This is a genomic window from Desulfocapsa sulfexigens DSM 10523, from assembly GCF_000341395.1.
Lineage (GTDB): Bacteria > Desulfobacterota > Desulfobulbia > Desulfobulbales > Desulfocapsaceae > Desulfocapsa > Desulfocapsa sulfexigens.
In genome coordinates this window covers 1,666,925-1,689,630 of record NC_020304.1, presented here as the reverse complement: position 1 = coordinate 1,689,630, position 22,706 = coordinate 1,666,925, and the positions used below count along the sequence as shown (strand labels likewise).

Sequence of the window (22,706 nt, the reverse complement as noted above, 5' to 3'; positions counted from 1 at the left end):
TGTCCTCCTTAAAAATTTAAAATCAGAAATTTACTATTTCAAAGCCCTTTTCAATATATTTCACCATCCCAGGATGACCAGACATGTCATCAAGCAAGGGAAGGCCTGTTTTTTCTATTTGTTCAAAGACCTGCATTTTCATAGAACATGCTTTACAGACGCCTTCAATCAACCCCGCTTCCTTCACTTGATTGTAGAGTCCGTGAAGAAAATGCGATTCTTTTATTATTTCAGGGATCAAGGTAGTGGCCTCACCTTCTATTATAATCTTACATTCGTGCCCAGCTGTTTTCAACTCAAGTCCATTGAGCAAAACATGAATAAAACACATGGGCTGCCCCTGAAAGGCCACAAGGAGAATCTTTTTCATATATACACCTATTTTTCAAGAAAAATCAAGGACGTAAGAAGACACTCAAGCCTGCCATCAACAACCAGGCAAACTACAAGCGTTGTAAAAAAGGGGCCACCATGATGGAGGCCCCTGTAAATAAATTCCTACACTTCGCTGAATTCGTCCTTCCCTGCTCCGCAGACAGGACACTCATAATCATCGGGCAGGTCATCAAAGGATGTCCCTGCAGGAATCCCTGCAGCATCATCTCCCACATCCGGGTCGTAGATATATCCACAAACATCGCATCTATACTTTTTCATATCACTCGCTGTTCCTTTTATTTCAGTTTCAGTCTTGGCAGGAGCTGCAGATGCATTTTCGGCATGCACTGAACCGGGTCCTGCCAGTGGTTTAAACGCTTTTACAGTTGCCCCACAAACAGGGCATCTCCATCCTTCAGGAAGGTCTTTAAACTGCGTACCTTTTTTAATTTTACTCTTACGATCCCCCTTATCCGGATCGTAAATGTAACCACAGTTCACCATTTGACACTGATACATCTCTTCTGGCAACGACATCGACCTGTTCCTGAAATTTTTTTCTATAGGGTTATCTTTATGCCTTCCAGAGACCGTGCAGATTGCAGTGAGCTCGTGCCACCGCACTGTCAGCAGCCACCTGAAAGGTAGCCCGTGGAGCATCACCAGGATTCAGAAACTGCCTATAGCAGGAATCACCGGCAATAAGTTCTATCCATTCAATATAATGATCCTCAGTCATGGGATGATCAACACTTCCAACGGTTACCTTAAAACCACCCGCAACTTTCTCAACCACAGGAACATGCTTTTCCTGAGCAGCATCCACACTGTTTTCACTGAGTAGCTCCATGGGAGCACCGCAACAACTCATATCCCCTGCTCCAGCGTGGACAACTTCAGCCACATTCCCACAGATATTGCACTTATATACACCTAATTTTTTAGCCATAGTACTGCCTCCATTTTGATAAAAGTTACAGTTCTATCCAAAGAGAAAGAACCCACACCGTCAAAAACAAGTCTACTGCTTCAAACACCGCTTTTCCAGCACTTCCTGCATCTATCTAAAAACACCCAACCAAACAAAACCCTACGCAATATGATCGGTTAAATATTTAGCAACACCCTCTGCCGTCGGAACCATGGCATCATCCCCCTTACTCCAGTTAGCAGGACAGACATCACCATGCTCTTCAACGAACTGAATTGCATCAAGCATACGCATGGCCTCGGAAACACTTCTGCCAAGGGGAAGATCATTGACAACCTGATGACGAATAATTCCTTCTTTGTCAATCAGATAGAGACCACGAAGGGCAATGGTGCCACCAAAGAGAATACCATAATTTTCAGAAATAGATTTATCCAGATCAGCAACCAGAGGAAACTGAATATTACCGATACCACCCTGGTTGATTGGCGTATTCTTCCAGGCAAGATGGCTGAAATGCGAATCAACGGAAACCCCGACTACTTCACAATTCTTCTCCTTAAACTGCTCCACGGCAGAGTTGAAAGCGAGAATTTCGGACGGACAAACAAAGGTAAAATCCAGGGGATAAAAAAACAGCAGTACATATCTACCCCGCATATCGGACAGTTTGAACGCTTCGTTAAAGGTGTTGTCGGGCATAACCGCAGTCGCAGTAAAGTCAGGGGCTTCATTGGTTACCAAAGGTTTCATCATATATCTCCAACAGTTTTATTAATTAGTAATCTACTTACACCGGCAACGTAGAGAGCCGGTACTTTTTTTCAATACCCCTTTGTGGGACGAAAATCCCCTGTCGGGACATTTCAAAAAAAATAAAGAGGCTTTCCACAAGGCTTATATATTATCTACCAGAATCTCAAAATAAGCCTGGGAATGGGCACAGGCAGGACATTTTTTCGGCGCCTTCAGCCCCCTATGGACAAAACCGCATTTTGCGCAATACCAGGTTACCTCCACATCCCTCTCAAACACTGCACCCGCCTTAATGTTTGAAATAAGGCGTCGATAAACCCTTGCGTGCTCTTTTTCAGCTACAGCTATGGAACGCATGGCTGCAGCCACATGAGGAAAACCTTCCTCTTCTGCAATCGCAGCAAACTCGGGATACATGGCTTTATATTCATGTTCTTCTCCTGAGGCAGCATTCTGGAGATTCTCTACTGTAGTACCTGGAGGCGTCACAGGATAGGATGCTGTAATTTCAACCTCACCGCCTTCAAGAAATTTCAAAAGGGTTTTCGCATGTGCCCGCTCCTGCTCTGCGGTACGACTAAAAATCCCAGAAATCTGAACATATCCCTCATTTTTAGCCACCTTGGCATAATACGAATATCTGTTCCTTGCCTGCGATTCCCCGGCAAAAGCCACAAGAATGTTTTTTTCTGTTTTACTGCCTTTCAAACTGCTCATGCTACACCTTAAAATACGTATCAACCCTTAAGGGCAGCCCTGCCTTCACTGGTAATCCCATACTTACAGCGTACCGGACTGTCCACATATCCTTTTTTCTTGAGCGCTGTGATCCGACAACTTACCTGTTTAGTCTCAAGACCAGTTGCTGTTGCAATATCTTTTGAAGCACAGGGCCCCTCACAATTAGCCATTGCCTCAAGGACCTGTTTCTGTTCACCACTCAACTCACCTTTTTTACACCCGCACGCCATTGTAGTCTCTCCTTTCTTAGCTTTTATATTTGTTTTTGTTTGTTTTTCCTGACACTTGGGACACAAACCAATCACCTCCAAACGACGTCCGGTGATTTCATAGCCCTTTGTGTCAACAGCACCCAGGGTCACCTCATTTTCCCCAATATCCAGATTCTCTATTCGATGACACTGGATACAGTAAATGTGGTCATGATCTTCAAGTTCACTGTCAAAGCGTTTCTGCCGCCCACTGATCTCAAGTTTACGGATCATTGCAGCATCGGACAGGATCTCAAGATTCCTGTATACCGTTGCCAGGCTGATACGCGGCATAAATTTTTTCACCCGCTCGTATAGCTCATCAGCCGTTAGATGTTTTTTGCTTTTCTTGAGTTCCCGAAGGATCATCTCGCGCTGGTTTGTCATTCGTAATTGCATATCCCCTCCTTACGATAATAATTTCTAACTGTAAGTAGTAATCCTTAGCAGGTCAAGACTTTTTTAATCGCTCGCCCACCAAATATATTCCCGGCAACAGGGAGAGATATACCACAGAAACCTGGGGATACTGACACAGAACCGGACAGGCTCCCCCTGAACTCAATCGCATTTATTTAGTTTTAGCTATTAGAATGAAAACTACGGAGGGAACAACAGTGGAACGTAATAACTGAGCTGGATTTTTGAATGCCCGACAGAGACTGTCGGGCATAAATGGTTTTAGCCCAGGACTTTATCATACTCATTACTGAGAAAAACAAGATGCTGTTTTTCCTCACCAACCATAAACTCGAAGAACTCTTTGGACTCAGGATTTTCAGCTTTCTTGGCCAGACGACTGTACAAATCATAGGCCTGGGTTTCAAGCATCATACCAAGCTGAATAACATCATTTTGGGCAACAACCCGTGATTTGAAATGATCGAGTAGCTGCTGTTTATTGTACCCCCCCTCAAGAGTATTCAAGTCGTTCTCACCACCCTTTTCGTCCACCTCAGGAAAGAGGGCTTTTAACTTTGCCTTGTGCCCTTCTTCAAACCGCGCCAACCTGGCGAGAAGGTCCTTGACCTCTTTGTCCTCGCAGAGATCCTTCAAGGTCAAATAGAGTTGCCGCAGCCCCTCTTCCATGGCGTAACTCATTCGAAAAACATCGCTGAATTCCCCACTGACAAAAAACTCCATGCCAAAGGCCTCATCACCAACAGCTTTCCCACCATTATAGGCAATAATACCGCCACTCATATTGTAAATATGAGGCAAATTCTCGGCCAGTAATAACTGCGCAGCAGCCTTGCTGCGTACTCCGGAATGTCAGTAGACAAAGGTTGGTTTCGTTGGATCCAACTCACCTATACGCTCTCTCAGCTCTTTTATAGGAATAAGAAGCGCTCCCGGGATATGTTCCTTTTCATACTCCTTGGGTTGCCGAACATCGAGCAGTTGGTAGTCCCCTGGCTTGTGCTCAGCCATAAAGTTCTTCACTTCATCGGGGCTCATATTCGCCCCTGAGACAAACAGATTTTTCCAATTCATCCGATCAACTCCTCATACATTGTATCATTATAGCCAACATACATACGTTTTCCGATACGTAAGGCAGGTGCTCTCAGGTTTCCTGTACGACCAAGAGTAACCTTCAGTATTTCATCTCTGAAATCCGCATCGGGAGCAAAAACGACATTTTTCTTACCCTTTCCAACATGCAACGTTTTAATATTCTTTATAATATCCCAGGCAGCATCAGCCTTAATCACATTTTTTCGCGCATCAGCAATTTCACCTATCTCCACATCTGCCAGCTCAAGGGCCCCCTGGGCTTTAGTGCACGATGTTCAACCTTTACGGAAATACAGCCAGTCAACCTTCATTTCAACTCTCCCTCTTTTTTTCTTACTAAGCCCACAACGTCCTGTTCTTACTGAAAAGTGCGCATAAATTTCCTGTCTATCCAATCTTTAACCCAGAACGCAACTTTCCCCGATATCTGAAACCACTTTTTACGCAAAACACCCTGACCATGACCGAGGTTAAAAATTAGAAGATAATCCCCACCGGGATCAAAGGACTGTAGTGCATCTCCCTGAAGGAATGCCTTCAGGTTGTGAAAGAGTACGGGATTTTCACGTACCGCATAGACACCCACTTTGGCAAGAGGTTGATCCTCAAACCAGATGCAATCCCCGCCACCAAAAATTTCTGGATAATCGGGACATTGCAAATATTTGTTCACCAGTAGCCCTCCGTCTTCTCCTGTGCGGAGGCCCGCCTTCCGAAAAAAAGGAGAAGGATGTACCCCAGTTGCCAGAATGACAAAATCGGCGAGCTCAGTCGATCCTGAATCAAACTGCAGAAGATTATCGGTAATAGACAGCAGATGCCCCTCCTCCCTGATAACCACTCCATATTTAGTAAGGATCCCACGACTGGTGCTGCGCACAGCCGCAGGAAATTTTGCAAGCAGACCACGTCCGGCAAACAAAAACACCTTTGCAGGATAATCGGTCTTCTCAAGAAGCTCCGCTACGTTCCCAGCCACCTCAGCACCCGCCGGCCCACCACCAATTACAGCAACGGTCACATCCTGCCGTTGCGACAGAGATAAAATCTCTGTCCGAGCCTGGTACAGGCGTTCAATGGGTTTAACGGTGAATATTCGGTTTGCATTTCCTCGAATATCCGGCATGTCCACATGACTACCGGTATTAAAGGAAAGCACATCATAGGAAACAACCTGGCCTGACTCCAGATGCAACTCACGCCTGCCCGGGGCAACCCCCGTTACCGTATCCCGGATAAAGGTTCCGCCCTGACTTTCAACAGTACGCCTCACGGCAAAACGGATTTCCTCGGGGTCATAGCCGCTACCAAGCATTCCTGGCCCCATCCCTGAATAGTAATGATGATCCGATGGACCGACAACCGTCACTTCATGACCAAGGCTTCTGAAATCTGCAATGCCAGCCATGGTTACCATATGGGCATGACCGGCACCAGCCAGAACAAGATGTTTTTTCTTCATAATTACTGTTCACCGAGGACGAAAAAAATCCCCACCTCAATGTCCAAAAAACGTTTTTAACAAATCCAAAAGCCAAATACGTTACACTTTAAAACGACGTATCATCTCTCCAAGTTTTCCAGCAAGCTTGGACAGGGCATCAGCACTGCCGTTGACCCTCTCGGAACTGGTTATAATCTCTTCTGTAACAGCACTTATCCGGTTAATATCTCCTGCGACTTCTCCTGCCACGGTTGATGTATGGGCAACATTTTCATTGACCTCGGAAATACCCAGAGCTGCCTGCTGCACATTGCTGCCAATCTCAGCGGTGGTGGCGGCCTGTTCATCAATGGCTGTAGCTATTGTACCAACAATAGCATTAACCTGATGGATGATATCCGTAATATCACGTATTTCAGTTACAGTCTCATTGGTAGAACTCTGTATTCCTTCAATTTGCTGTTTGATTTTCTGAGTAGCATCTGAGGTCTGACGAGCAAGCTCTTTAATCTCATTTGCAACAACTGCAAAGCCCTTACCGGCCTCTCCAGCTCTTGCCGCTTCTATGGTAGCATTCAATGCCAGAAGATTAGTCTGAGCAGAAATATCAGAAATCACCTCCGTCACCTTGCTGATCTCAATGGCTGCATCACCAAGGACGTCAACTTTTCCAGAGGCAGATGCTGCCTGAGCCACAGCCTTTGTAGCGATCGAACTGGCTTCATCGGTGTTTTTTGCAATTTCAGAAATAGTTGCTGTCATCTCTTCCGTGGCAGTGGCGACCATGTTCACATTGGTAGAGGCCTCTTCACTGGCAGCAGCAACGGAGTTCATATTTGCGCTCATCTCTTCAGCTGCAGCGGCAACGGTATTAGTCCGTTCCGATGCCGCTACTGCGCCTTTCTGCATACCGTCCGAGAGTGCTGACAATTCGGCTGAGGCGTTTGTAGTATCCTCAACACTTCCCTGAATATCAATGACCATACGGCGGACATTGTGCAAAAATGAATTAAAAGTAGTAGCAAGCTCTGCAAACTCATCCATTACATTTTCTTTATACAGACGACATTCACGGCAACTCTTATACTCTCCCTTTAAAATTTTTGGGCACTCCACCTTCGATGAAAAAGAGCCACTCTGCTCCCAGCAGTTAGTAACCTTCCCATAACTTGAACACTCCGGATTCCCGCATTCCATTTCTTCCGAACAATTGACCGAACAGAGCCTTTTACTCTCAACATCAACGGTAAGGTCACCCATTCCTGCCAGTTGAAATTTTCCAACCAGCTCCTTTAGCGGATTAACAATAAGAGAGTTCATCAGCAGATATATTGCAAGCATGGTGACAAGAAGAACAGCAATGCCACCACCAACCATCTTGTACACGTTCATCCTGATGGCTGCCATGGTCTTAGTAATATCTGCTGGAATGGCAAGCACGCCTATGGTTTCCCCACTGTAATCTTTGAGGGGGCCATAAACGGTCATCAAATCTTTGCCATTTTTATGAACCTGCTTAAACTGAAGGTCCTCGGCCTTCATCATCTTACTGAGCCAGGGAAAACTCTTTTGAGGAATGTCCAGAGAGTGCGTTTTAGCCAGATATTTAAACCCCTGCCCCTCGGGGACAACCACTGATATATCAACCCCCAAGGTCTCCTTCAGGGGCATAAGCAGAGCATCATTGAGTTTTATGCCAAACTCCACGGAGCCTATATGGCTCCCGTTCATTGCTACAGGAACCACTCCCCTTATTCCAAGGCCGGCAACACCTTTTTCAATCCCTGAAATTGGCTTTTTGGTTCTGTTTACTTCAACCACCGTTTGACGAATAGAAGAAAGATCATCGTCAAATTTCTCTGGTTTATGAAGTCTCAGAAAGGAAGTTGCGGGTGGAAGGTGAAACTGGAACTGCGCCAGTGAGAGCCGTTCCTTTTGACTGTTAAAAAAAGGAAGAGTCAATGCTGTCAATTCTTCCCGATTACGGGAAGAAAATGCCTCCTGAACATCAGGCATGGCAGCAACCACAAGAGCCATAGCCGTTGCAGAGGTTGCCTCATCCTCAAATGCCTTTTGCACCCCGCTATACCTGGCCTCAAGTCGTAACTCCTCTGCCTGCAGAAATGTCTTTTTCCGTTCCATTGCCGTCAGAAAGACTGTGGCACCAATCAGGAGACAGAATGAAACCCCTATTAACCCTAGCAGCCTGAATTTAACACTTTGTGGTAGAAATTTTCGCAACATGCTGTTCTCCCGATTTTTAATGTATACTCAACGCTTACCGTCTCAACAAATAGATACCTGAAGTATATGTGCTGAAGAGGGCAAAACACAAATATTTTTTTTAAAACAGAAGAAAAGTATTATTTACCTGGAGACTTCATCCGCTGTACGACCACCATGGCTGCCAAAACAATAAGAACACCTGGAAGAATTCGCACTCCCGGCCATGTTCCATAAAAAAACAGGTCAAGCACAAGAACAAATGCAGGATTGAGATAAGAGTATGCCATAACTCGGGTGGGACCAAGAAAGAGAATGGAATACTGTGTAAGAAAAAACGTAATGCTGGTAGAAAAAACTGCGAGGTAGACAATACCGGTCCAGACCTCTAGGGAAACACTAGCCCAGGAGACATCTGACAATCTGGACCCTGCCAGCAGAAGCAACCACAAGGTACCGGTAAACATGATCCAGAAGGACATCTGCAGCATAGGCTCGCCCCGATGAAACAAGCCAACCAGTGGGCCATACAGGCCGACAAAAAAACAACCAGCAAGAAAGATCAGATCTCCTCTATTCCAGGAAAATTCTGCAAGCAAAGCAACATCCCCTTTAAAAATTATCCACAGGGCTCCTGCTATTCCTAAAAAAAGAGCTATCAAACGTGCTCTCCCAAGTCTTTCCTTGTTGATAAGCATGGCGTAGACACCGGCCAGACCAGGAACGATGGTATAAATCGCACTGCTGCTTAAGGCAGTTGTATAACGAAGCGAGAGAAACATACACCAGAAGAAAAAGACCAGGGTGGCAGAAATCAGAGAATAACGGAAAAAAGTCCCGGGAGAGATCACAAAACTGTAACGAACCCAGACGATTGGGGCAAAAACGATGGTGGCGAGAGCAAAACGAATCAGGGTGAGAACGATGGGGTCGAGGGCATGACTGATAGCTGCCACCACCGGAAAAGAACCGGAAACAATAGCCGCACAGATAAACATCAGGAGATGGACCTTAAGGGAACGCATTTTCCATCTCCTGCTGCTCTCGCACAACCATTTCACACTACCTGAACTACTACATAACAAACAGACTATTTACTTTCCGGCTCCACGAAAGGCTCCTTCAGCTCAGTATCTTGTTCTTCAGACTCATCATCTGAGCTCTCTTCATACTCTTCTTCATCATCCTCAAAATATTCCTCAGGATCTTCATCCAACTCTTCTTCAATACTTTCATCGATACCAAAAAGATGTACATAAAGGACACCGACAAGAACAAAGTACATCGGAATAACCCATATCAGGCCCAACCCGAGAGGAATAGCTGCAACCGTGGATATAAGCAGCATCACCAGGTACAGTCCAAAAACAGTCCACCATTTCTTATGAATCGCTTTGCGGGATGCTTCAAGTGCCTCCCATGGCCCCATCCCCTTATCGAGAATGAGCGGCAGAGTCAGGGCATACCCAACAGCAAGATAGATCCCCGGGAGAACAAGGAGAATAAACCCAATAACAATAAGAATACTCTGAAGAATAATCGCGACGGTCATGGACAAAGCTTTAGAAAAACCGGCAAAAGCCATCTTCCAACTCACCCGCTGTTCAAGGGCACGCCGGACACCGATAAGCATGACACCACCAGTCATAAGCATGGAAAGCCAGCTAGATACGAGCTGCAAGGTAATGTTTGCACCTGCCAGCACCATCGGATCAGTTCCCTTATAGAAGGCCTGAGAGGCTGCCATTCCACCAAAACTCACGGCAAAGACAATCAGATACATGGCCATCACACCACCCCAGATAGAACCCTTTGCTCCCCTGGTTTTCTGCCATGCCTCTTTTACAAGTTCACCAATAGTGAATTGTGCGTCGGATTCAAAAGAGTCCTCATCTTCTGCAACCATGGTATCTGTACTGTCATCGGTACCCCTATCCGCCTCCTCATCATTTACCACTTCTTCAATGACTTCCGGCTGACACACCCCACAGTACAATTGGCCATCAACTTCCTGCATAAAATCGGGGTGAAATGCTTCACCACAGACAGAGCAGGGCTCTTTGAGATACCCATCTTCATCCGCAACTTCAGCATTCTCATCTTCAGAGGAAGGCAATTCCTTCTCCAGCAACTCTTCATCCTCTAGCAAGGCATGTTCAGGCTCCTCTTCCTCCTCCGTTTCTATATTTTCTATGCCTCCATCATCGCCAGTGTCATCAGAGTCATCAACGTCCTCGGGAACACAGAGGGCACAATAATGCTCAGCCCCAACTTTTTCAAGGAAATCAGGGTGGAGTGATTCCCCACAACCTGAACAGGCCTGAAGCAAAACTCCCTCCTCTTCAACATCAGCCTCTTCTCCATCGGCCATAAGAGCAAGAATGTCACCGTCATCTTCCTCGGGGTCGTTGTCATTCTCTGTCTTGTCAGGAAGCTCACCCCCCTCTTCTTCAGAATCAGGCTGACAGAGGGCGCAGTAGCGTTTAGATCCAACCACTACCATAAATTCAGGTGTAAAGGACTGTCCGCAGACCGAACACTCTTCCAGATTCGAATCCTCTTCAACAGGTGTCTCTTCGGGAGTCGGAATTTCATCCGAATCTTCAATCAGCTCCTCAGGTTCTTCGATCTCTACTGCTATTTCTTCCTCTTCCAGTGCCTCGATTTCTTCGGGATCGGCATCATCTTCAACTTCCAGCACTTCCTGCTCGGCAATTTCAGGTTCCTGGGGCTTATCATCATACAGTATTTCCTGGTGCACAATACCAACGTCTTCAACCTCGGGAAGGATATTCTCGGTGATCAAAAAAACCTTACTGCATTTAGGGCAACGCAGTTTCTTTCCTGCAAGAGAATCATCTACAGACCCATGCACCCCGCAATGGGGACAATCTATATTCATTTACAGCCTCCACGGTTCTTGGACTCTAACCTGGAAAAAATTACGGTAAGAGGAAAATAAAACAGGTATAATGGCAAAGTGTAGTACAAAACCACAGATAAAATACAGGAAAAACAGCAATTCACCTTCATTTTATCTATTTTTTTTCTTAAATTCACACATTCTCCCACAATGGAACTTATTCTCATAGCAGCCATGGCCCACAACAGGGTAATCGGTCGCAACAACAGCATTCCCTGGCATGTTCCCGAAGAGATGCAGTTTTTCAAAAAAACCACCATGGGCCATGCTGTGATCATGGGGAGAAAGACCTACGACTCCATTGCCAGCCCCCTTCCTGGCCGTTTTAATGTGGTGCTCAGCAGAGATAAAGATCCCCAGATAGCTGGATGCATGGTGACAAGCAACCTTATCGCCGGGATCGAATGCTGCAAAGGTTATGAGAAAATTTTCATCATTGGAGGAAGGACTCTTTATTCCGAAGCCATGAATATGGTCGACACAGTTCTACTCTCCGTTCTTGATAAAGAATATGAGGGAGACGTCTTTTTTCCTCATCTCCCCAAGGAACAATTCGACCATGTGTCAGAGAAAAGAATGGGGGAAACGGACAGATTCACTCTGCACACCTATCGACGCAAACATCCGACTATCCATTCAGAACTCAGTTGAATCTGTGTATTCAGGCAGCCAGCACAGAGGAAGCAGGCTTCACTTAATTAAGGGTGCCCGGACCATCATCTTCAGCAGATTCATTGCTGCGCAGAAGTAATTCCCTCTCCCTCTTATACTCCTCATAACTTTGCTGTTTTTGATCCAGTGGTTGCGCCGGATCATAGGATGGATCCTCGGCCTGACGATTCTGGTCACTCATCCTAAAACCTTCATACACCCCTCTGTAGGCCTGATCTTTACTGGTACAAGCCATAATCCCAAGCAGCACCAGCGCCAGAACAGTCAGCCAAAAAGCTCTTCCCATACAATTGCCTCCTAACCTGCATTTTTCATGTTTCTCAGTACCCCCTTAAGGGGTAGACATTTTATAGACAAACAACATGTCCATCCATAAATAGTATCAAATCTCATTTCATACAACTCTGCCAGGAAGTTGCAGTAAATTTATAGTATTTTTTTCGTGACGTGTTGAGGCCAGCCAGAAGTGATGGTATATACAGACGATGAAGACTGAACTCCCCAACCTCCCTATACATACAGTATTACCTGACATCCAATATGGCCTCAACAAACACCAGTCCATTGTTCTTGCTGCAGAAACCGGCTCCGGAAAAACAACGATTGTCCCTCTTGTCCTGATCGATGAACCATGGTTGGGGGGAAAAAAAATCATCATGCTGGAACCCAGACGACTGGCTGCCCGCATGGCTGCCAAACGAATGAGCGACCTGATCGGTGACACCATCGGCAACACAATTGGCTACCGCATCCGCTTTGACAAAAAAGTATCCGGAAACACCAAAATTGAGGTGGTGACCGAAGGAACCTTTATAAGAATAATTCAAAACGACCCTGAACTTGCAAATATCGGACTGGTCATTTTTGATGAATTCCACCTTCGCTCCATCCAGTCTGATCTTGCACTGGCCCTTTGCTTAGATATCCAGCAGCTTCGAGATGATCTTAAAATTATGATTATGTCTGCAAGCATGGACAGCTCCAAGGTGGCAGAGATTCTCGGGGGAGCGCCGGTAATCTCTGGAAAAGGGCGATGTTTTCCAGTAACCACCCACTACCTCAAACGATTCTCATCCGACTACCCTGTTCAGCGTACAATAAAAGCCATCCAGCGTTCCCTTGCACAGGATACAGGGGATATCCTTGTTTTTTTACCGGGTGCAGGTGAAATCAAGGCAGTTCAAGGACAGATTACTGGAGACGTTCTCTGTCTGCCATTGTATGGCAACCTTCCGCAGGAAAAGCAGGATAGAATTTTTGCAGTAACGGCTAAAAGAAAAGTGATCCTGGCAACCCCTATTGCAGAAACTAGCCTCACGATTGAAGGCATCACTGTTGTCATTGATTCCGGACTGATGAAAGTTCCTCAGTTCTCCCCCACGAGTGGCTTAACTGCTCTGCACACAGTACCCATATCAAAGGCTTCGGCTGAACAAAGAGCCGGCCGTGCCGGACGCCTTGGCCCTGGAATCTGTTATCGATTGTGGCTTGAGAGCGAACATCATTCAAAAGCCGATTTTCTTGCCCCCGAAATTATTGGAGCAGATCTGGCCCCCTTGATACTTCAACTTTTACGCTGGGGAGTATCAGATCCTAAAGAACTCCAATGGCTTGATCCACCTCGTGAAGGAGCTGTATTACAGGCCCGGGAACTTCTCATCCAGCTTGGAATAATTGACCTTAAAGGAACACTTACTGACATTGGCAAAAAGGCAGGGGCTCTCCCCCTGCATCCCCGTCTTGCCCTGATGCTCCTCTACGGCAAGCAACAGGGGCATGGCATACTTGCCTGCCGCCTTGCTGCATTATTACACAATAGAGATCTTTTTCGTGGTGGCAATGCTCAACAAAGTTCTGATATTGAAGACCGCCTGGATATCCTTGACCTGTTTGAAAAGGAAGGAGCCACCATGGTTCGGGCAAGGGGTGCAGATCCGTCACTCTGCCGCCGTATCCTTAAGGAGGCCCTGCAATACCAGCACATTTTGAAGATAAACGACAAAGAAGAGACTAAAAGCCACTTTCATGAATCCGGCAATCTCCTGGCAATTGCATATCCAGACCGCATTGCCATGAGAACAACCGGGACCAGTCAGCACTTACTTGCATCAGGCCGGGGTGCTATACTTCCGGAAGGTGACCACCTCCATCGAGCAGATTTCCTGGTAGCGGCACATCTCGATGGTGGAAAAAAACAGGGTCGTATTTTCCTCGCTGCTGCCCTGACTCTTGAAGAAATCCTTTTTTCCCACGCTCATCTGTTAACAAATGAAGAGAGAGTGGAGTGGACAGGATCCAGAGTTGAATGCCAATCCGTTCTCTCCCTTGGCAGCCTTACAATCAAAAAAGAAGCTCTTGTAAATGTTTCCCCAGAACGAATTCTCCACTGCCTTACAGAAGGGATTCGCCAATCCGGCCTGCACTGTTTAAACTGGCAACAAAAAAGCCGCGATCTCCAGACCAAGATCCAAATAGCCCACGAATTCGCTCCAGACCAATGGCCCGATGTCTCCGACCAGACACTCGCCAAAGACCTCTCCTGGCTTGAGCCATACATTGGATCTCTTACCAGCCTCAAACAACTCAAAAAACTTGACCTTCACACTATACTTTTATCCAGGCTTTCCTGGAAAAAGCAGCAGAAACTTGACGATTTGTTTCCAAGCCATTATTCAGCCCCCAGCGGTTCCAGAATTAAGATACAATACCTACCCGGAGAAGCACCAGTTCTTGCTGTACGTATTCAGGAAATATTTGGAGCCACTGAAACTCCGACCATTTTTGATGGAAAAATTCCCGTTACAATTCATCTCCTCTCTCCTGCGAGACGACCTGTTCAGGTAACCGGTGACCTTCCCTCTTTCTGGAAAAACACCTACCCGGAAGTAAAAAAAGAACTCGCCGGCCGGTACCCAAAACACTACTGGCCAGACAACCCGCTGCTTGCCCAGGCAACTGCCCGCTGCAAACCCCGACGCTAAATTTCCCTTGCTTTTTTGCCAATTCATTTTATTATATGAACAAATGATCATATAATAAAATGAATTGGATTAGAAAAATGCCCTCTGAAGAAAACTTAAAAGACCTTTGCAACTGCAGATGTATTCATGAATCTCGCGTTTCAGATGCAACTGCACATGCCCTGCCAGAACATGAAAATCTGCATATGGCACAGCTTTTCAAAGCCATGGGAGATGCCAATCGTTTAAAAGTCCTCTGGGCCCTTGAAAAGGAGGAGATGTGCGTCTGTGACATAGCAGCTTTTCTTAAGGTTTCAGAGTCTGCAGTGAGCCATCAACTCCGCATGCTGCGACAACTGCATCTGGTCAGCAATAGACGAGAGGGGCAGGTACTCTATTATCGGCTCAACGACCATCATATCAATGAACTTATGCTGATAGCGTTGAAACACACCAGAGAGTAACCATGACTGCAATAACCTTTCTCACCCAAGTACTTCAGGCAAGCTGGTGGCTTCTTGTCCAATCGGCACCCTATATGCTCTTCGGCCTGCTCATTGGTGGAATGTTGAAGGTGTTTCTCTCAGCAGATTACGTTGCCAGACATCTAGGTCGTGGACGTTTCAGCTCGGTCATCAAGGCATCATTATTGGGAATTCCAATTCCACTCTGCTCCTGCGGAGTATTACCCGCTGCCGCCTCCCTCAAGAAACAGGGGGCAAATAAAGGTGCCACAGCCGCATTTCTTATTTCCACCCCCGAATCCGGAGTAGACTCCATCTCCATCACCTATGCCCTCCTCGACCCGATCATGACAGTCGCACGCCCAGTTTCCGCATTTATTTCTGCAATGGTAGCTGGTATTGGCATTAATTTATTTCAGCCTCCAGACCGTGAAAAGAGCCCTGTGGCTTTAACGCTTGCCCAATCGAATTGTGGTTGTTCAGGAGAATGTTCCAACTCTACGGAGACAGATCAACGAATCATTAACAGACTGACTTCAGGACTGCGTTATGCAGCCTTTGATATATGGGGGGATCTGGCAGGATGGTTTTTTGTGGGGCTTATTGCAGCGGGTGTTATTACCGTTCTTATACCGGACGAACTGATACGCAGCTATCTTGGAGGTGGATTATCATCTATGCTCCTTATGCTCTGTCTTGGAATCCCGCTGTACATCTGTGCCACAGCATCAACACCTGTCGCTGCGGCATTTATCCTGAAAGGGGTAAGCCCGGGTACTGCCCTGGTCTTTCTGCTTGTAGGACCTGCAACCAATATAACTTCTCTGTCAGTACTTTTTGGAATTCTAGGCAAAAAAGCCACGGCAATCTACCTTGCTGCCATAGCAAGTATTGCAGTAATCTGTGGCCTGATCCTGGACATGATCTACTTGTCCCTGGGAATATCCGCAACAGCCATTGTTGGCAAGGCCAGTGAGATTCTTCCTCAATACATTTCAATGCTGGCAGTTCTGCTTTTAGCTATTCTGTCGATTGTGCCTTTGCTAACTGCACTAAAAAAACGCTAACGATTCTTCCTTTATTATTCCTACACCTTCTCACTTACTGACTTCACCTCTGTAAAATCTTGCAACTATTTTCCAAAAACCTTTCAGCTTCATTTTGATTTGTGATAAAATACGTAAAACTTCCACAAAGAGGTGCACTATGACAAAGGAAACAACACGCTGTCAAATCTGTGAAAAAGAGGTCAAGCCTTCCTCTCTCAACGCCTGCCGCAGCTGTGGCAAGAAATTCTGTCCTGAATGCAAGAGCGAATCCACTGACCAGAAATACTGCAGGGACTGTGTGGGAATGAGTGGAGTTGTTACTCACAAATAGTCGTCTCAATTTCTTCCAGCGAAGCCACGCCATATCCGGTCACCTCTGAATCAGCGCCGACAGAGTTGCTTATGGTTTCGTTTGACCGAAAGGAATTGGCCCAGCAAATCCGCATACAAGGTTCACCTACAGGAGCGGGCTCGCCCCTACCACACTGTATCTCACCACCATTGCCCGGAATTCAATCTCCCATATTACACGAATATCATTTATAGCAATCATCCCAAATTTGTGGAATAATCAGCACCATGGAAAACGCACAAAGTGAACAAAAGCCTCAGAAGTCAACAATCCTGCTCCTTCTTGCTCTCTTCTTTCTATTCAATGGAGGGCACCTCTTCCGAACCAGTGTCAACACCATGTATTTCACCGAGGACACCAGTAGCGATTACAGTCCAATAGACGCTACAGTGATTGAATTCAAAATCCATTCAGCCAAGAACTCCGAAGCACCCCCTCGGATGATCCCGGTATTCTCATTTTTGTACAAGGAAAAGGAGACTATTTTAGAAGCACCCGACTTTGCATTCGATCAAGACAAGCAACTGAGTCAGCCTTTTCAAATGGGGAAGGAATATTCACTCTGGGTTCACAAGAGATGGGGCAAGCTGATTGTCCCCCCCATCATGGCACCTGCAGAACTGGGTCGTTCACAGCTGCGAATCAGTATACTCTTTTTCTTCCTGGCTGTTGGGATATGGATTTTACGCAACAAACTAGCAAAGACACCACCAGATTTGACGGATCCTCCTGAAAATCTATAGGTTGTATCTGTACTTGTGTTATATCCGAACTGACACTTCTTGTAATACGGTTCGATATGGGCTGGCAGGATACTAAGTGGCAATGCTCACGGTACATGACAACCTGCCGCAAAAGTGTTTAAGATTACAGACAGTTCCCATCTGAATCAATTTTGCTTTTATCTGAATATTGTCGTGCTTTTATTATTGCGTGTTCAATATGTATCTGGGATGAAAAATCATTCCGCGCAAACAATGGCAGAGCTATAAACGTTACTGATAGAGATATGATTATATAGAGTTTTTTTTGTACTCAAAGAATACAAGGAGGTCTTTTCAGGAATACGCTTGGTGATATCTGCAAAACTCAATCACCTGACCCAGTTTGGCCCAAGTCTAGTTTTTTTTGTGTTCTAATTTTCTCTAAATTGTTCTATAATATGACGGAGATTCAAAGATAAAGGGTGTCAAACAAGTGGTACCTTAGTGGACTATCACACTAATTGTGTCTGTCGATTCGCCTCGTCCCGCAAAGAGAGAAATTGATATTTTGCTTGCTTATTTAGGTCAAGAGGGGGGGGGGCAAGTCTCCCTTTGACCTTTGTTGAGCTTGGTTTCAATTTTGGACACCCTTCTTTGTAGTTTCCGATCTTTTAACAATCGCAACTTTGTTCTCTCAAACGCACTGCTTACACTACTATAACTGGCAATGTTATAATCCACGCCCAATTCAGTAAGGGTTTGACCGCAATATTTTCTCTGCAGAAAAATGGCCACATCCCGTGAAAGATTCATTGATCCACGTTTTGAATGCATGAGCTCATCATGTCCAATCTTGAATTCTTTACACACCAATTCTCTGATAATATCCCCTCTCAACCCAAGTTCTTTCGATTTAGGTATATCTTGCTTAAATCGTAACTCTTGAAACCTTTCCCTTATCCAATCTTTAAACCCATCATTACCGAGGATGGAAGACAAATTTTTCTTCGTATAAAAGTTTAGAATTTTCTCTGATTCCTGTTCCTGCATAAATTCCAGGTATATCTTCCTGGCATGACCTTGATTGTCAGAAAACATGGCCAATAAAAAATCCTTATATAACCAATCCCACTTTTTGGCCCTGGAACAATATCCTTTATAACTACTCCATTTGAAATCATCCGCATTTTCAATCATCCCTGCCCGCAATGGATTGTTGTGGATGTAGCGCAACACCTCAAGGAGATGATTATCGTTATCCACAACGACAGCCTTGAAACGTCCGCGGAACAACTGCCCGTCTTTTTTGTTTGCTCGATTGAAGCGTTGGGTATAAACGCCGTTGATGTGCCTCATGCAGCGAGAGATATTACCATCAGGGGTATGGAGTAGTAGATGATAATGGTTAGGCATAAGGCAGTAGGCGGAAACTTTGAGATTAAATATTTCCGCGGTTTCATAAAGGACGGTGAGGAAAAGCTCATAATCCTTTGGCGAAAAGAATATCTTCTCTTTTCGCCTACCCCGGTTCATAACATGATACCAGGCGCCTGGATATTCTATACGTAGTGGTCTTGACATATTTTTACTATATCACACATTCGGTTCAAAGGTCAAAGGAAGACTTGACCCCCACTTTTTTTCATTTATTTTCCATGAACAACTATAGCTAATAATTACTTATACCGTTGGATTTCGGCTATACTGGAAAACAAATAAGCAAATCAGCCCCTGCGTTCGCGCAGCATCAAGTCTGCGAGAACAATGGCAGTTGCACATTCAATAACCACTGGAATCCTGATCGCAATACACACATCATGGCGCCCTTCAATAAGAAGGGTAGATACAGATTTTTCTTTAAAATTATAGGTATCCTGGGGAAGACCTATGCTTGATGTAGGCTTAATAGGTACCCGGAAGACAATATCATTACCATTGGTGATGCCGCCATTTATGCCACTGGCATTATTTGTGGCTGTTTTCCCCTCTTCGTCGGTGATACAGTCATTGTGTTCACTGCCCTTCATGGACGCTGAAGCAAAGCCTGAGCCAAACTCAATACCTCGGGTAGCTGGTACGGCAAAAACCATATGGGCAATCAATGCTTCCGCAGAATCAAAAAACGGTTCCCCCAGCCCCACAGGCATATTGGTACAGCGACATTCAATAAGACCACCGATGGAGTCTTTAGCCTCAATAGCTGCTTCCACCGCTGCTGCAATATCTTTACTGCCACCCGCCTCGATCAGCGTGGCAGTGACGGAAACTGAACCAAGGATCTTCTTGGCAACCACCCCTGCTGCCACAATACCCAGGGTAATCCTTCCTGAAAAATGACCACCACCCCGCGGGTCATTATACCCGCTGTACTTCTGCTGGGCTGTATAATCGGCATGGCCCGGTCGCGGTTGATCCCAGAGGTTAGAATAATCGCCCGATTTAATATTGGTGTTTTCAAAAACGATGGTGAGTGGCGCTCCGGTTGTTTTTCCCTGAAACACACCGGAAACAATACTTGGGATATCCGGCTCAACCCGCGGAGTTGTGCCACGACCACCAGCACGCCGCCGAGCAAAATCTTCTTTAAGATCATCCTCAGTAAGTGCTATTCCTGGAGGGCAGCCATCGATCACCACACCAATCTGGATACCATGGCTTTCACCGAAAATGGAAACTCGAAACATATGGCCAAAACTATTCATAATGACATTCTCCTGTATTCATACAAAGTGCTGTCTTTTTATCATACACATTTACGAACAGATAACACCACACCATAGGATCGGTCATCTCGGTTAGTGATCTCACCGCCACTCTCGGGTACCAGTTTTCTCATCCGGTCAGCCATATGGGGGACACAGAAAAAATGAAACTCCATTCCGTAATCCATACTCTTGAGACGTGCCCGCACGTCCTTAAAACCCCATCAACAGTCCTTACGGTAATCGATATCTATTCGTATCCGTTTTCTCATACAACTGCCAATTACGACCTATGTCTCGATCTTGATTTTGACCTGCTGCACGCCGGTCGATTCCCTTGAGAATTCGAACCGGAACGCTGACCATCCAGATGTCCTGTCTTTGGTTTCTTCGGTCTTTTTCGTTTCACGGGACGAAGATCAAGACGTGACTGAGGCAGCTCATGCACCGGCTCAAAACCCTCTATCAGTCTCCGCTCAAGCAGCTTTCTAAGGAGACGTTCTATATCAACAAGCTGCGGCATCTCATCGGCACTGACCAGAGAGATGGCCTGACCAGCAGAGCCAGCCCGACCAGTGCGACCAATACGATGAATATAGTCCTCTGCCACATTGGGTAAATCAAAATTCACTACCTGGGGCAGCTGGTCAATATCAATGCCGCGTGCTGCAATGTCCGTCGCAACCAGGATTCGAATTCGCCCTTCCTTAAAATCAGCCAAAGCCTTTGTACGGGCGTTCTGGCTCTTATTGCCATGAATCGCTGCTGCAGTGATTTTATTCCCTTCCAGATAACCGGTGAGCCGATTTGCCCCGTGTTTGGTTCTGCTGAACACCAATACTCTCTCCCACTTCTGTTTAGTGATCAGATGGGCAAGGAGGGCTGGTTTCTGTTTTTTATCAACGGGTGCAATCCAGTGTTCTATGGCCTCAACGGTACTGTTAGGAGGAGTGACCGAAATCTCAACAGGATTACGAACCAGTGTTTTTGCAAGGCTCCGAATATCGATTGAAAAGGTCGCAGAAAACATCAGCGTTTGCCGGGTTCTGGGTAAGACGGCCAATATTTTACGGATATCGTGGATAAATCCCATATCCAGCATCCTATCCGCCTCATCAAGAACCAGTACTTCAAGCTGTTTAAAGCTCACCGCATTCTGACGATGAAGATCCAGAAGCCGGCCCGGGGTTGCCACGAGAATATCCACCCCTTTACGCAACTTCATCATCTGGGGGTTGATCTTTACCCCACCAAAAACCACGGCGGAACGAAGAGCTAAATGCTTACCATAGGTCGTAACACTCGCCTCAATCTGAGCTGCAAGCTCACGGGTAGGAGTGAGAACAAGAACACGCGCCTGATTCACCCGAGCCCGGTTTCCCTTTACCAGCAGCTCCAGTATGGGCAGGACAAAACCTGCAGTTTTCCCTGTTCCTGTCTGAGCAGCAGCCATCACATCTCTGCCTTCAAGTACTGCGGGAATTGCCTGAACCTGGATGGGAGTAGGCATTTCGTATCCAGCCTCAGTAACGGCCTGTAAAACAGGGGCAGATAGCCCCAGAGATTCAAATTTCATATATTTTCTTTCAGTAATACCTTTTGTAGAGGACAGTTATCGCCCGGTTCATCACCTTGGCGATATGCCTGCAATACCTTGACTGATTGCGCCGCTAGTTGTCTGCGGATTTCCCTTCTTTTACCTTTCACTCTGGCAATCCTCATGGAATCATAGGCCGTAGTCCGATGACGCATCCAGGCGATAGTGGCCGCCTCTGCACGTGCAGCTATGGGGATTCGTTCAGTTCGAGCAACCGTGCCACTTCCAACGGGAGTGGCATGTTCGCTTATCTTTTTTCCAAGAAATGCCGCTTCCATCTGGTAACGTGGATGAAAGCCAAGGAATTGAATAACCTCAGTGCAAAAATCCACATGATACTGTTCCTGTTTCAGGGAACGCCTGGCAAGATCTGCTGAACGCCTTTTAGCATACTCGGGAGTGGCTTTTTTTGCCTCAACCTCTTTGCGTGATTCATGGATATCCTGTTCTCTGGCCCAAATTCCTCTCGTGCTCATCCGTCTCCCTTTACGGATCTGTACCACCCAGGTTTCACCCTTTGCCTTGACACTTCTGGTTACCGCGGCATCTCCTGCCTCAAGAAATGCCCAGCCTCGCGGCGGGGTGAGTCGCTCCCCCGATTCTGAAAAGACGGTGCCCTCTATCCTACTGGGCTGAACTATGCGATGTGTATAAGCCATATTTTCAACCACCAGCCCGTTTTACTGTATAACCACGTGACGCTAATTCTTTCTCCAACGTGTCCCTGTGATCGCCCTGGATTTCGACGACTCCATTTTTGACACTGCCGCCACTGCCGCATTTCTGTTTTAGCAGTTTTGCAAATTTCTTCAGCTCCACAGGGGCAAGCGGCAGACCATTAATAAGGGTAACCCCTTTTCCTTTACGCCCCTTGGTTTCCCGCATCAGCCTGACAATACCATCTTTTGGGATGGCCTGTGTTTGCTTACACGCACACTTCTTCTGCTGTTTATTGCATCCGGGACACATGGTGCCGGATTCAGTAGAGTACACAAGACCGGAATTGCTTTTTGAGGATTTCCTTGCCATATTCTTTAACTA

26 protein-coding genes and 1 pseudogene are annotated in these 22,706 nt (G+C 46.1%); 6 read left to right on the top strand and 21 right to left on the bottom strand.

Going from position 1 to position 22,706, the window contains the following annotated elements; genetic code table 11:
- Window positions 1-22: 22 nt before the first annotated feature.
- From UWK_RS07465 to UWK_RS18355, 13 genes and pseudogenes are all read right to left on the bottom strand, one after another.
- Window positions 23-370, bottom strand: coding sequence for a hypothetical protein (locus UWK_RS07465; protein ID WP_015403752.1), 348 nt, complete (start codon window positions 368-370; stop codon window positions 23-25).
- A 128-nt stretch (window positions 371-498) separates the two neighbouring features.
- A complete protein-coding gene (locus UWK_RS20035; RefSeq protein ID WP_015403751.1) occupies window positions 499-915 on the bottom strand; it encodes a rubredoxin in 417 nt (138 codons plus the stop codon).
- 37 nt (window positions 916-952) lie between these two features.
- A complete protein-coding gene (locus UWK_RS07455) occupies window positions 953-1,327 on the bottom strand; it encodes a desulfoferrodoxin (protein WP_015403750.1) in 375 nt (124 codons plus the stop codon).
- A 141-nt stretch (window positions 1,328-1,468) separates the two neighbouring features.
- Window positions 1,469-2,062, bottom strand: coding sequence for a peroxiredoxin (locus tag UWK_RS07450; protein WP_015403749.1), 594 nt, complete (start codon window positions 2,060-2,062; stop codon window positions 1,469-1,471).
- 144 nt (window positions 2,063-2,206) lie between these two features.
- Window positions 2,207-2,782, bottom strand: a complete 576-nt coding sequence (gene rbr / locus UWK_RS07445; protein WP_015403748.1) for a rubrerythrin — start codon at window positions 2,780-2,782, stop codon at window positions 2,207-2,209.
- Between the two features lie 20 nt (window positions 2,783-2,802).
- Window positions 2,803-3,456: a Fur family transcriptional regulator gene (locus UWK_RS07440; RefSeq protein ID WP_015403747.1), complete on the bottom strand. Its 654-nt coding sequence runs from the start codon at window positions 3,454-3,456 to the stop codon at window positions 2,803-2,805.
- Window positions 3,457-3,738: 282 nt separating this feature from the next.
- Window positions 3,739-4,278, bottom strand: a complete 540-nt coding sequence (locus UWK_RS18370) for a ferritin family protein (RefSeq protein WP_167320727.1) — start codon at window positions 4,276-4,278, stop codon at window positions 3,739-3,741.
- Window positions 4,279-4,329: 51 nt separating this feature from the next.
- Window positions 4,330-4,551, bottom strand: coding sequence for a rhodanese-like domain-containing protein (locus UWK_RS18365; RefSeq protein WP_052326975.1), 222 nt, complete (start codon window positions 4,549-4,551; stop codon window positions 4,330-4,332).
- Window positions 4,548-4,838 (bottom strand): annotated as a pseudogene (locus UWK_RS07430) (ArsC family (seleno)protein); the annotation flags it as partial. The gene UWK_RS18365 and the pseudogene UWK_RS07430, both read right to left, overlap by 4 nt.
- Before the next feature lie 95 nt (window positions 4,839-4,933).
- On the bottom strand, window positions 4,934-6,037 hold the full coding sequence (locus UWK_RS07425; protein WP_015403745.1) for an NAD(P)/FAD-dependent oxidoreductase: 1,104 nt from the start codon (window positions 6,035-6,037) through the stop codon (window positions 4,934-4,936).
- An 81-nt stretch (window positions 6,038-6,118) separates the two neighbouring features.
- The gene (locus UWK_RS18360; RefSeq protein ID WP_015403744.1) at window positions 6,119-8,263 is read right to left on the bottom strand and encodes a methyl-accepting chemotaxis protein; all 2,145 of its coding nucleotides are present in this window, start codon (window positions 8,261-8,263) and stop codon (window positions 6,119-6,121) included.
- Between the two features lie 119 nt (window positions 8,264-8,382).
- Window positions 8,383-9,267 carry a DMT family transporter gene (locus UWK_RS07415; protein WP_015403743.1) on the bottom strand — a complete coding sequence of 295 codons (885 nt, stop codon included), beginning with the start codon at window positions 9,265-9,267 and terminating at the stop codon, window positions 8,383-8,385.
- Between the two features lie 65 nt (window positions 9,268-9,332).
- Window positions 9,333-11,144, bottom strand: a complete 1,812-nt coding sequence (locus UWK_RS18355; protein ID WP_015403742.1) for an MJ0042-type zinc finger domain-containing protein — start codon at window positions 11,142-11,144, stop codon at window positions 9,333-9,335.
- Between the two features lie 171 nt (window positions 11,145-11,315).
- Between UWK_RS18355 and UWK_RS07405 the strand changes: the two genes are divergently transcribed.
- Window positions 11,316-11,816, top strand: a complete 501-nt coding sequence (locus tag UWK_RS07405) for a dihydrofolate reductase (RefSeq protein WP_015403741.1) — start codon at window positions 11,316-11,318, stop codon at window positions 11,814-11,816.
- Window positions 11,817-11,859: 43 nt separating this feature from the next.
- Here UWK_RS07405 and UWK_RS07400 read toward each other — a convergent pair whose 3' ends face one another.
- The gene (locus UWK_RS07400; RefSeq protein ID WP_015403740.1) at window positions 11,860-12,123 is read right to left on the bottom strand and encodes a hypothetical protein; all 264 of its coding nucleotides are present in this window, start codon (window positions 12,121-12,123) and stop codon (window positions 11,860-11,862) included.
- A gap of 199 nt (window positions 12,124-12,322) precedes the next feature.
- Between UWK_RS07400 and hrpB the strand changes: the two genes are divergently transcribed.
- The 4 genes from hrpB (at window position 12,323) to UWK_RS19330 (ending at window position 16,641) form a co-directional block, all read left to right on the top strand.
- Complete coding sequence (gene hrpB, locus UWK_RS07395) at window positions 12,323-14,818, top strand: ATP-dependent helicase HrpB (protein ID WP_015403739.1); 2,496 nt, start codon at window positions 12,323-12,325, stop codon at window positions 14,816-14,818.
- A 77-nt stretch (window positions 14,819-14,895) separates the two neighbouring features.
- Complete coding sequence (locus UWK_RS07390) at window positions 14,896-15,261, top strand: ArsR/SmtB family transcription factor (RefSeq protein WP_015403738.1); 366 nt, start codon at window positions 14,896-14,898, stop codon at window positions 15,259-15,261.
- A 2-nt stretch (window positions 15,262-15,263) separates the two neighbouring features.
- Window positions 15,264-16,328: an SO_0444 family Cu/Zn efflux transporter gene (locus UWK_RS07385; RefSeq protein ID WP_015403737.1), complete on the top strand. Its 1,065-nt coding sequence runs from the start codon at window positions 15,264-15,266 to the stop codon at window positions 16,326-16,328.
- A gap of 139 nt (window positions 16,329-16,467) precedes the next feature.
- On the top strand, window positions 16,468-16,641 hold the full coding sequence (locus UWK_RS19330; RefSeq protein ID WP_015403736.1) for a hypothetical protein: 174 nt from the start codon (window positions 16,468-16,470) through the stop codon (window positions 16,639-16,641).
- Here UWK_RS19330 and UWK_RS19965 read toward each other — a convergent pair.
- Complete coding sequence (locus UWK_RS19965) at window positions 16,628-16,756, bottom strand: hypothetical protein (RefSeq protein WP_265588645.1); 129 nt, start codon at window positions 16,754-16,756, stop codon at window positions 16,628-16,630. The genes UWK_RS19330 and UWK_RS19965 overlap by 14 nt on opposite strands.
- Window positions 16,757-16,889: 133 nt before the next feature.
- Between UWK_RS19965 and UWK_RS07380 the strand changes: the two genes are divergently transcribed.
- Window positions 16,890-17,405, top strand: coding sequence for a hypothetical protein (locus tag UWK_RS07380; protein ID WP_015403735.1), 516 nt, complete (start codon window positions 16,890-16,892; stop codon window positions 17,403-17,405).
- A gap of 546 nt (window positions 17,406-17,951) precedes the next feature.
- Here UWK_RS07380 and UWK_RS07375 read toward each other — a convergent pair.
- The 6 genes from UWK_RS07375 to UWK_RS07355 form a co-directional block, all read right to left on the bottom strand.
- The gene (locus tag UWK_RS07375; RefSeq protein WP_015403734.1) at window positions 17,952-18,947 is read right to left on the bottom strand and encodes a transposase; all 996 of its coding nucleotides are present in this window, start codon (window positions 18,945-18,947) and stop codon (window positions 17,952-17,954) included.
- A 143-nt stretch (window positions 18,948-19,090) separates the two neighbouring features.
- Window positions 19,091-20,068, bottom strand: coding sequence for a chorismate synthase (locus UWK_RS07370; protein ID WP_015403733.1), 978 nt, complete (start codon window positions 20,066-20,068; stop codon window positions 19,091-19,093).
- A 41-nt stretch (window positions 20,069-20,109) separates the two neighbouring features.
- A complete protein-coding gene (locus UWK_RS19960; protein ID WP_265588644.1) occupies window positions 20,110-20,244 on the bottom strand; it encodes a hypothetical protein in 135 nt (44 codons plus the stop codon).
- A gap of 107 nt (window positions 20,245-20,351) precedes the next feature.
- Complete coding sequence (locus UWK_RS07365) at window positions 20,352-21,644, bottom strand: DEAD/DEAH box helicase (protein ID WP_015403732.1); 1,293 nt, start codon at window positions 21,642-21,644, stop codon at window positions 20,352-20,354.
- Entirely contained in the window at window positions 21,641-22,324 is a 684-nt protein-coding gene (locus UWK_RS07360) for a DUF2293 domain-containing protein (protein ID WP_015403731.1), read from the bottom strand. Before UWK_RS07360 ends, UWK_RS07365 begins: the two co-directional genes overlap by 4 nt.
- A 4-nt stretch (window positions 22,325-22,328) precedes the next feature.
- The gene (locus UWK_RS07355; protein WP_015403730.1) at window positions 22,329-22,694 is read right to left on the bottom strand and encodes a translation initiation factor Sui1; all 366 of its coding nucleotides are present in this window, start codon (window positions 22,692-22,694) and stop codon (window positions 22,329-22,331) included.
- Window positions 22,695-22,706: the final 12 nt, after the last annotated feature.

Excerpts from the sequence above, each read along its gene's own strand:
- UWK_RS07415 (WP_015403743.1), bottom strand. The coding sequence starts at position 9,267 with ATGCGTTCCCTTAAGGTCCATCTCCTGATGTTTATCTGTGCGGCTATT.
- UWK_RS07440 (WP_015403747.1), bottom strand. The coding sequence starts at position 3,456 with ATGCAATTACGAATGACAAACCAGCGCGAGATGATCCTTCGGGAACTC.
- UWK_RS19330 (WP_015403736.1), top strand. The coding sequence starts at position 16,468 with ATGACAAAGGAAACAACACGCTGTCAAATCTGTGAAAAAGAGGTCAAG.
- UWK_RS07355 (WP_015403730.1), bottom strand. The coding sequence starts at position 22,694 with ATGGCAAGGAAATCCTCAAAAAGCAATTCCGGTCTTGTGTACTCTACT.
- UWK_RS07385 (WP_015403737.1), top strand. The coding sequence starts at position 15,264 with ATGACTGCAATAACCTTTCTCACCCAAGTACTTCAGGCAAGCTGGTGG.
- UWK_RS07365 (WP_015403732.1), bottom strand. The coding sequence starts at position 21,644 with ATGAAATTTGAATCTCTGGGGCTATCTGCCCCTGTTTTACAGGCCGTT.
- hrpB (WP_015403739.1), top strand. The coding sequence starts at position 12,323 with ATGAAGACTGAACTCCCCAACCTCCCTATACATACAGTATTACCTGAC.
- UWK_RS18360 (WP_015403744.1), bottom strand. The coding sequence starts at position 8,263 with ATGTTGCGAAAATTTCTACCACAAAGTGTTAAATTCAGGCTGCTAGGG.
- UWK_RS19960 (WP_265588644.1), bottom strand. The coding sequence starts at position 20,244 with ATGGAGTTTCATTTTTTCTGTGTCCCCCATATGGCTGACCGGATGAGA.
- UWK_RS07465 (WP_015403752.1), bottom strand. The coding sequence starts at position 370 with ATGAAAAAGATTCTCCTTGTGGCCTTTCAGGGGCAGCCCATGTGTTTT.
- UWK_RS07380 (WP_015403735.1), top strand. The coding sequence starts at position 16,890 with ATGGAAAACGCACAAAGTGAACAAAAGCCTCAGAAGTCAACAATCCTG.
- rbr (WP_015403748.1), bottom strand. The coding sequence starts at position 2,782 with ATGAGCAGTTTGAAAGGCAGTAAAACAGAAAAAAACATTCTTGTGGCT.
- UWK_RS07360 (WP_015403731.1), bottom strand. The coding sequence starts at position 22,324 with ATGGCTTATACACATCGCATAGTTCAGCCCAGTAGGATAGAGGGCACC.
- UWK_RS18365 (WP_052326975.1), bottom strand. The coding sequence starts at position 4,551 with ATGAATTGGAAAAATCTGTTTGTCTCAGGGGCGAATATGAGCCCCGAT.
- UWK_RS07400 (WP_015403740.1), bottom strand. The coding sequence starts at position 12,123 with ATGGGAAGAGCTTTTTGGCTGACTGTTCTGGCGCTGGTGCTGCTTGGG.
- UWK_RS07405 (WP_015403741.1), top strand. The coding sequence starts at position 11,316 with ATGGAACTTATTCTCATAGCAGCCATGGCCCACAACAGGGTAATCGGT.
- UWK_RS07390 (WP_015403738.1), top strand. The coding sequence starts at position 14,896 with ATGCCCTCTGAAGAAAACTTAAAAGACCTTTGCAACTGCAGATGTATT.
- UWK_RS18355 (WP_015403742.1), bottom strand. The coding sequence starts at position 11,144 with ATGAATATAGATTGTCCCCATTGCGGGGTGCATGGGTCTGTAGATGAT.
- UWK_RS20035 (WP_015403751.1), bottom strand. The coding sequence starts at position 915 with ATGTCGTTGCCAGAAGAGATGTATCAGTGTCAAATGGTGAACTGTGGT.
- UWK_RS07370 (WP_015403733.1), bottom strand. The coding sequence starts at position 20,068 with ATGAATAGTTTTGGCCATATGTTTCGAGTTTCCATTTTCGGTGAAAGC.
- UWK_RS19965 (WP_265588645.1), bottom strand. The coding sequence starts at position 16,756 with ATGCGGATTTGCTGGGCCAATTCCTTTCGGTCAAACGAAACCATAAGC.
- UWK_RS07455 (WP_015403750.1), bottom strand. The coding sequence starts at position 1,327 with ATGGCTAAAAAATTAGGTGTATATAAGTGCAATATCTGTGGGAATGTG.
- UWK_RS07450 (WP_015403749.1), bottom strand. The coding sequence starts at position 2,062 with ATGAAACCTTTGGTAACCAATGAAGCCCCTGACTTTACTGCGACTGCG.
- UWK_RS07425 (WP_015403745.1), bottom strand. The coding sequence starts at position 6,037 with ATGAAGAAAAAACATCTTGTTCTGGCTGGTGCCGGTCATGCCCATATG.
- UWK_RS07375 (WP_015403734.1), bottom strand. The coding sequence starts at position 18,947 with ATGTCAAGACCACTACGTATAGAATATCCAGGCGCCTGGTATCATGTT.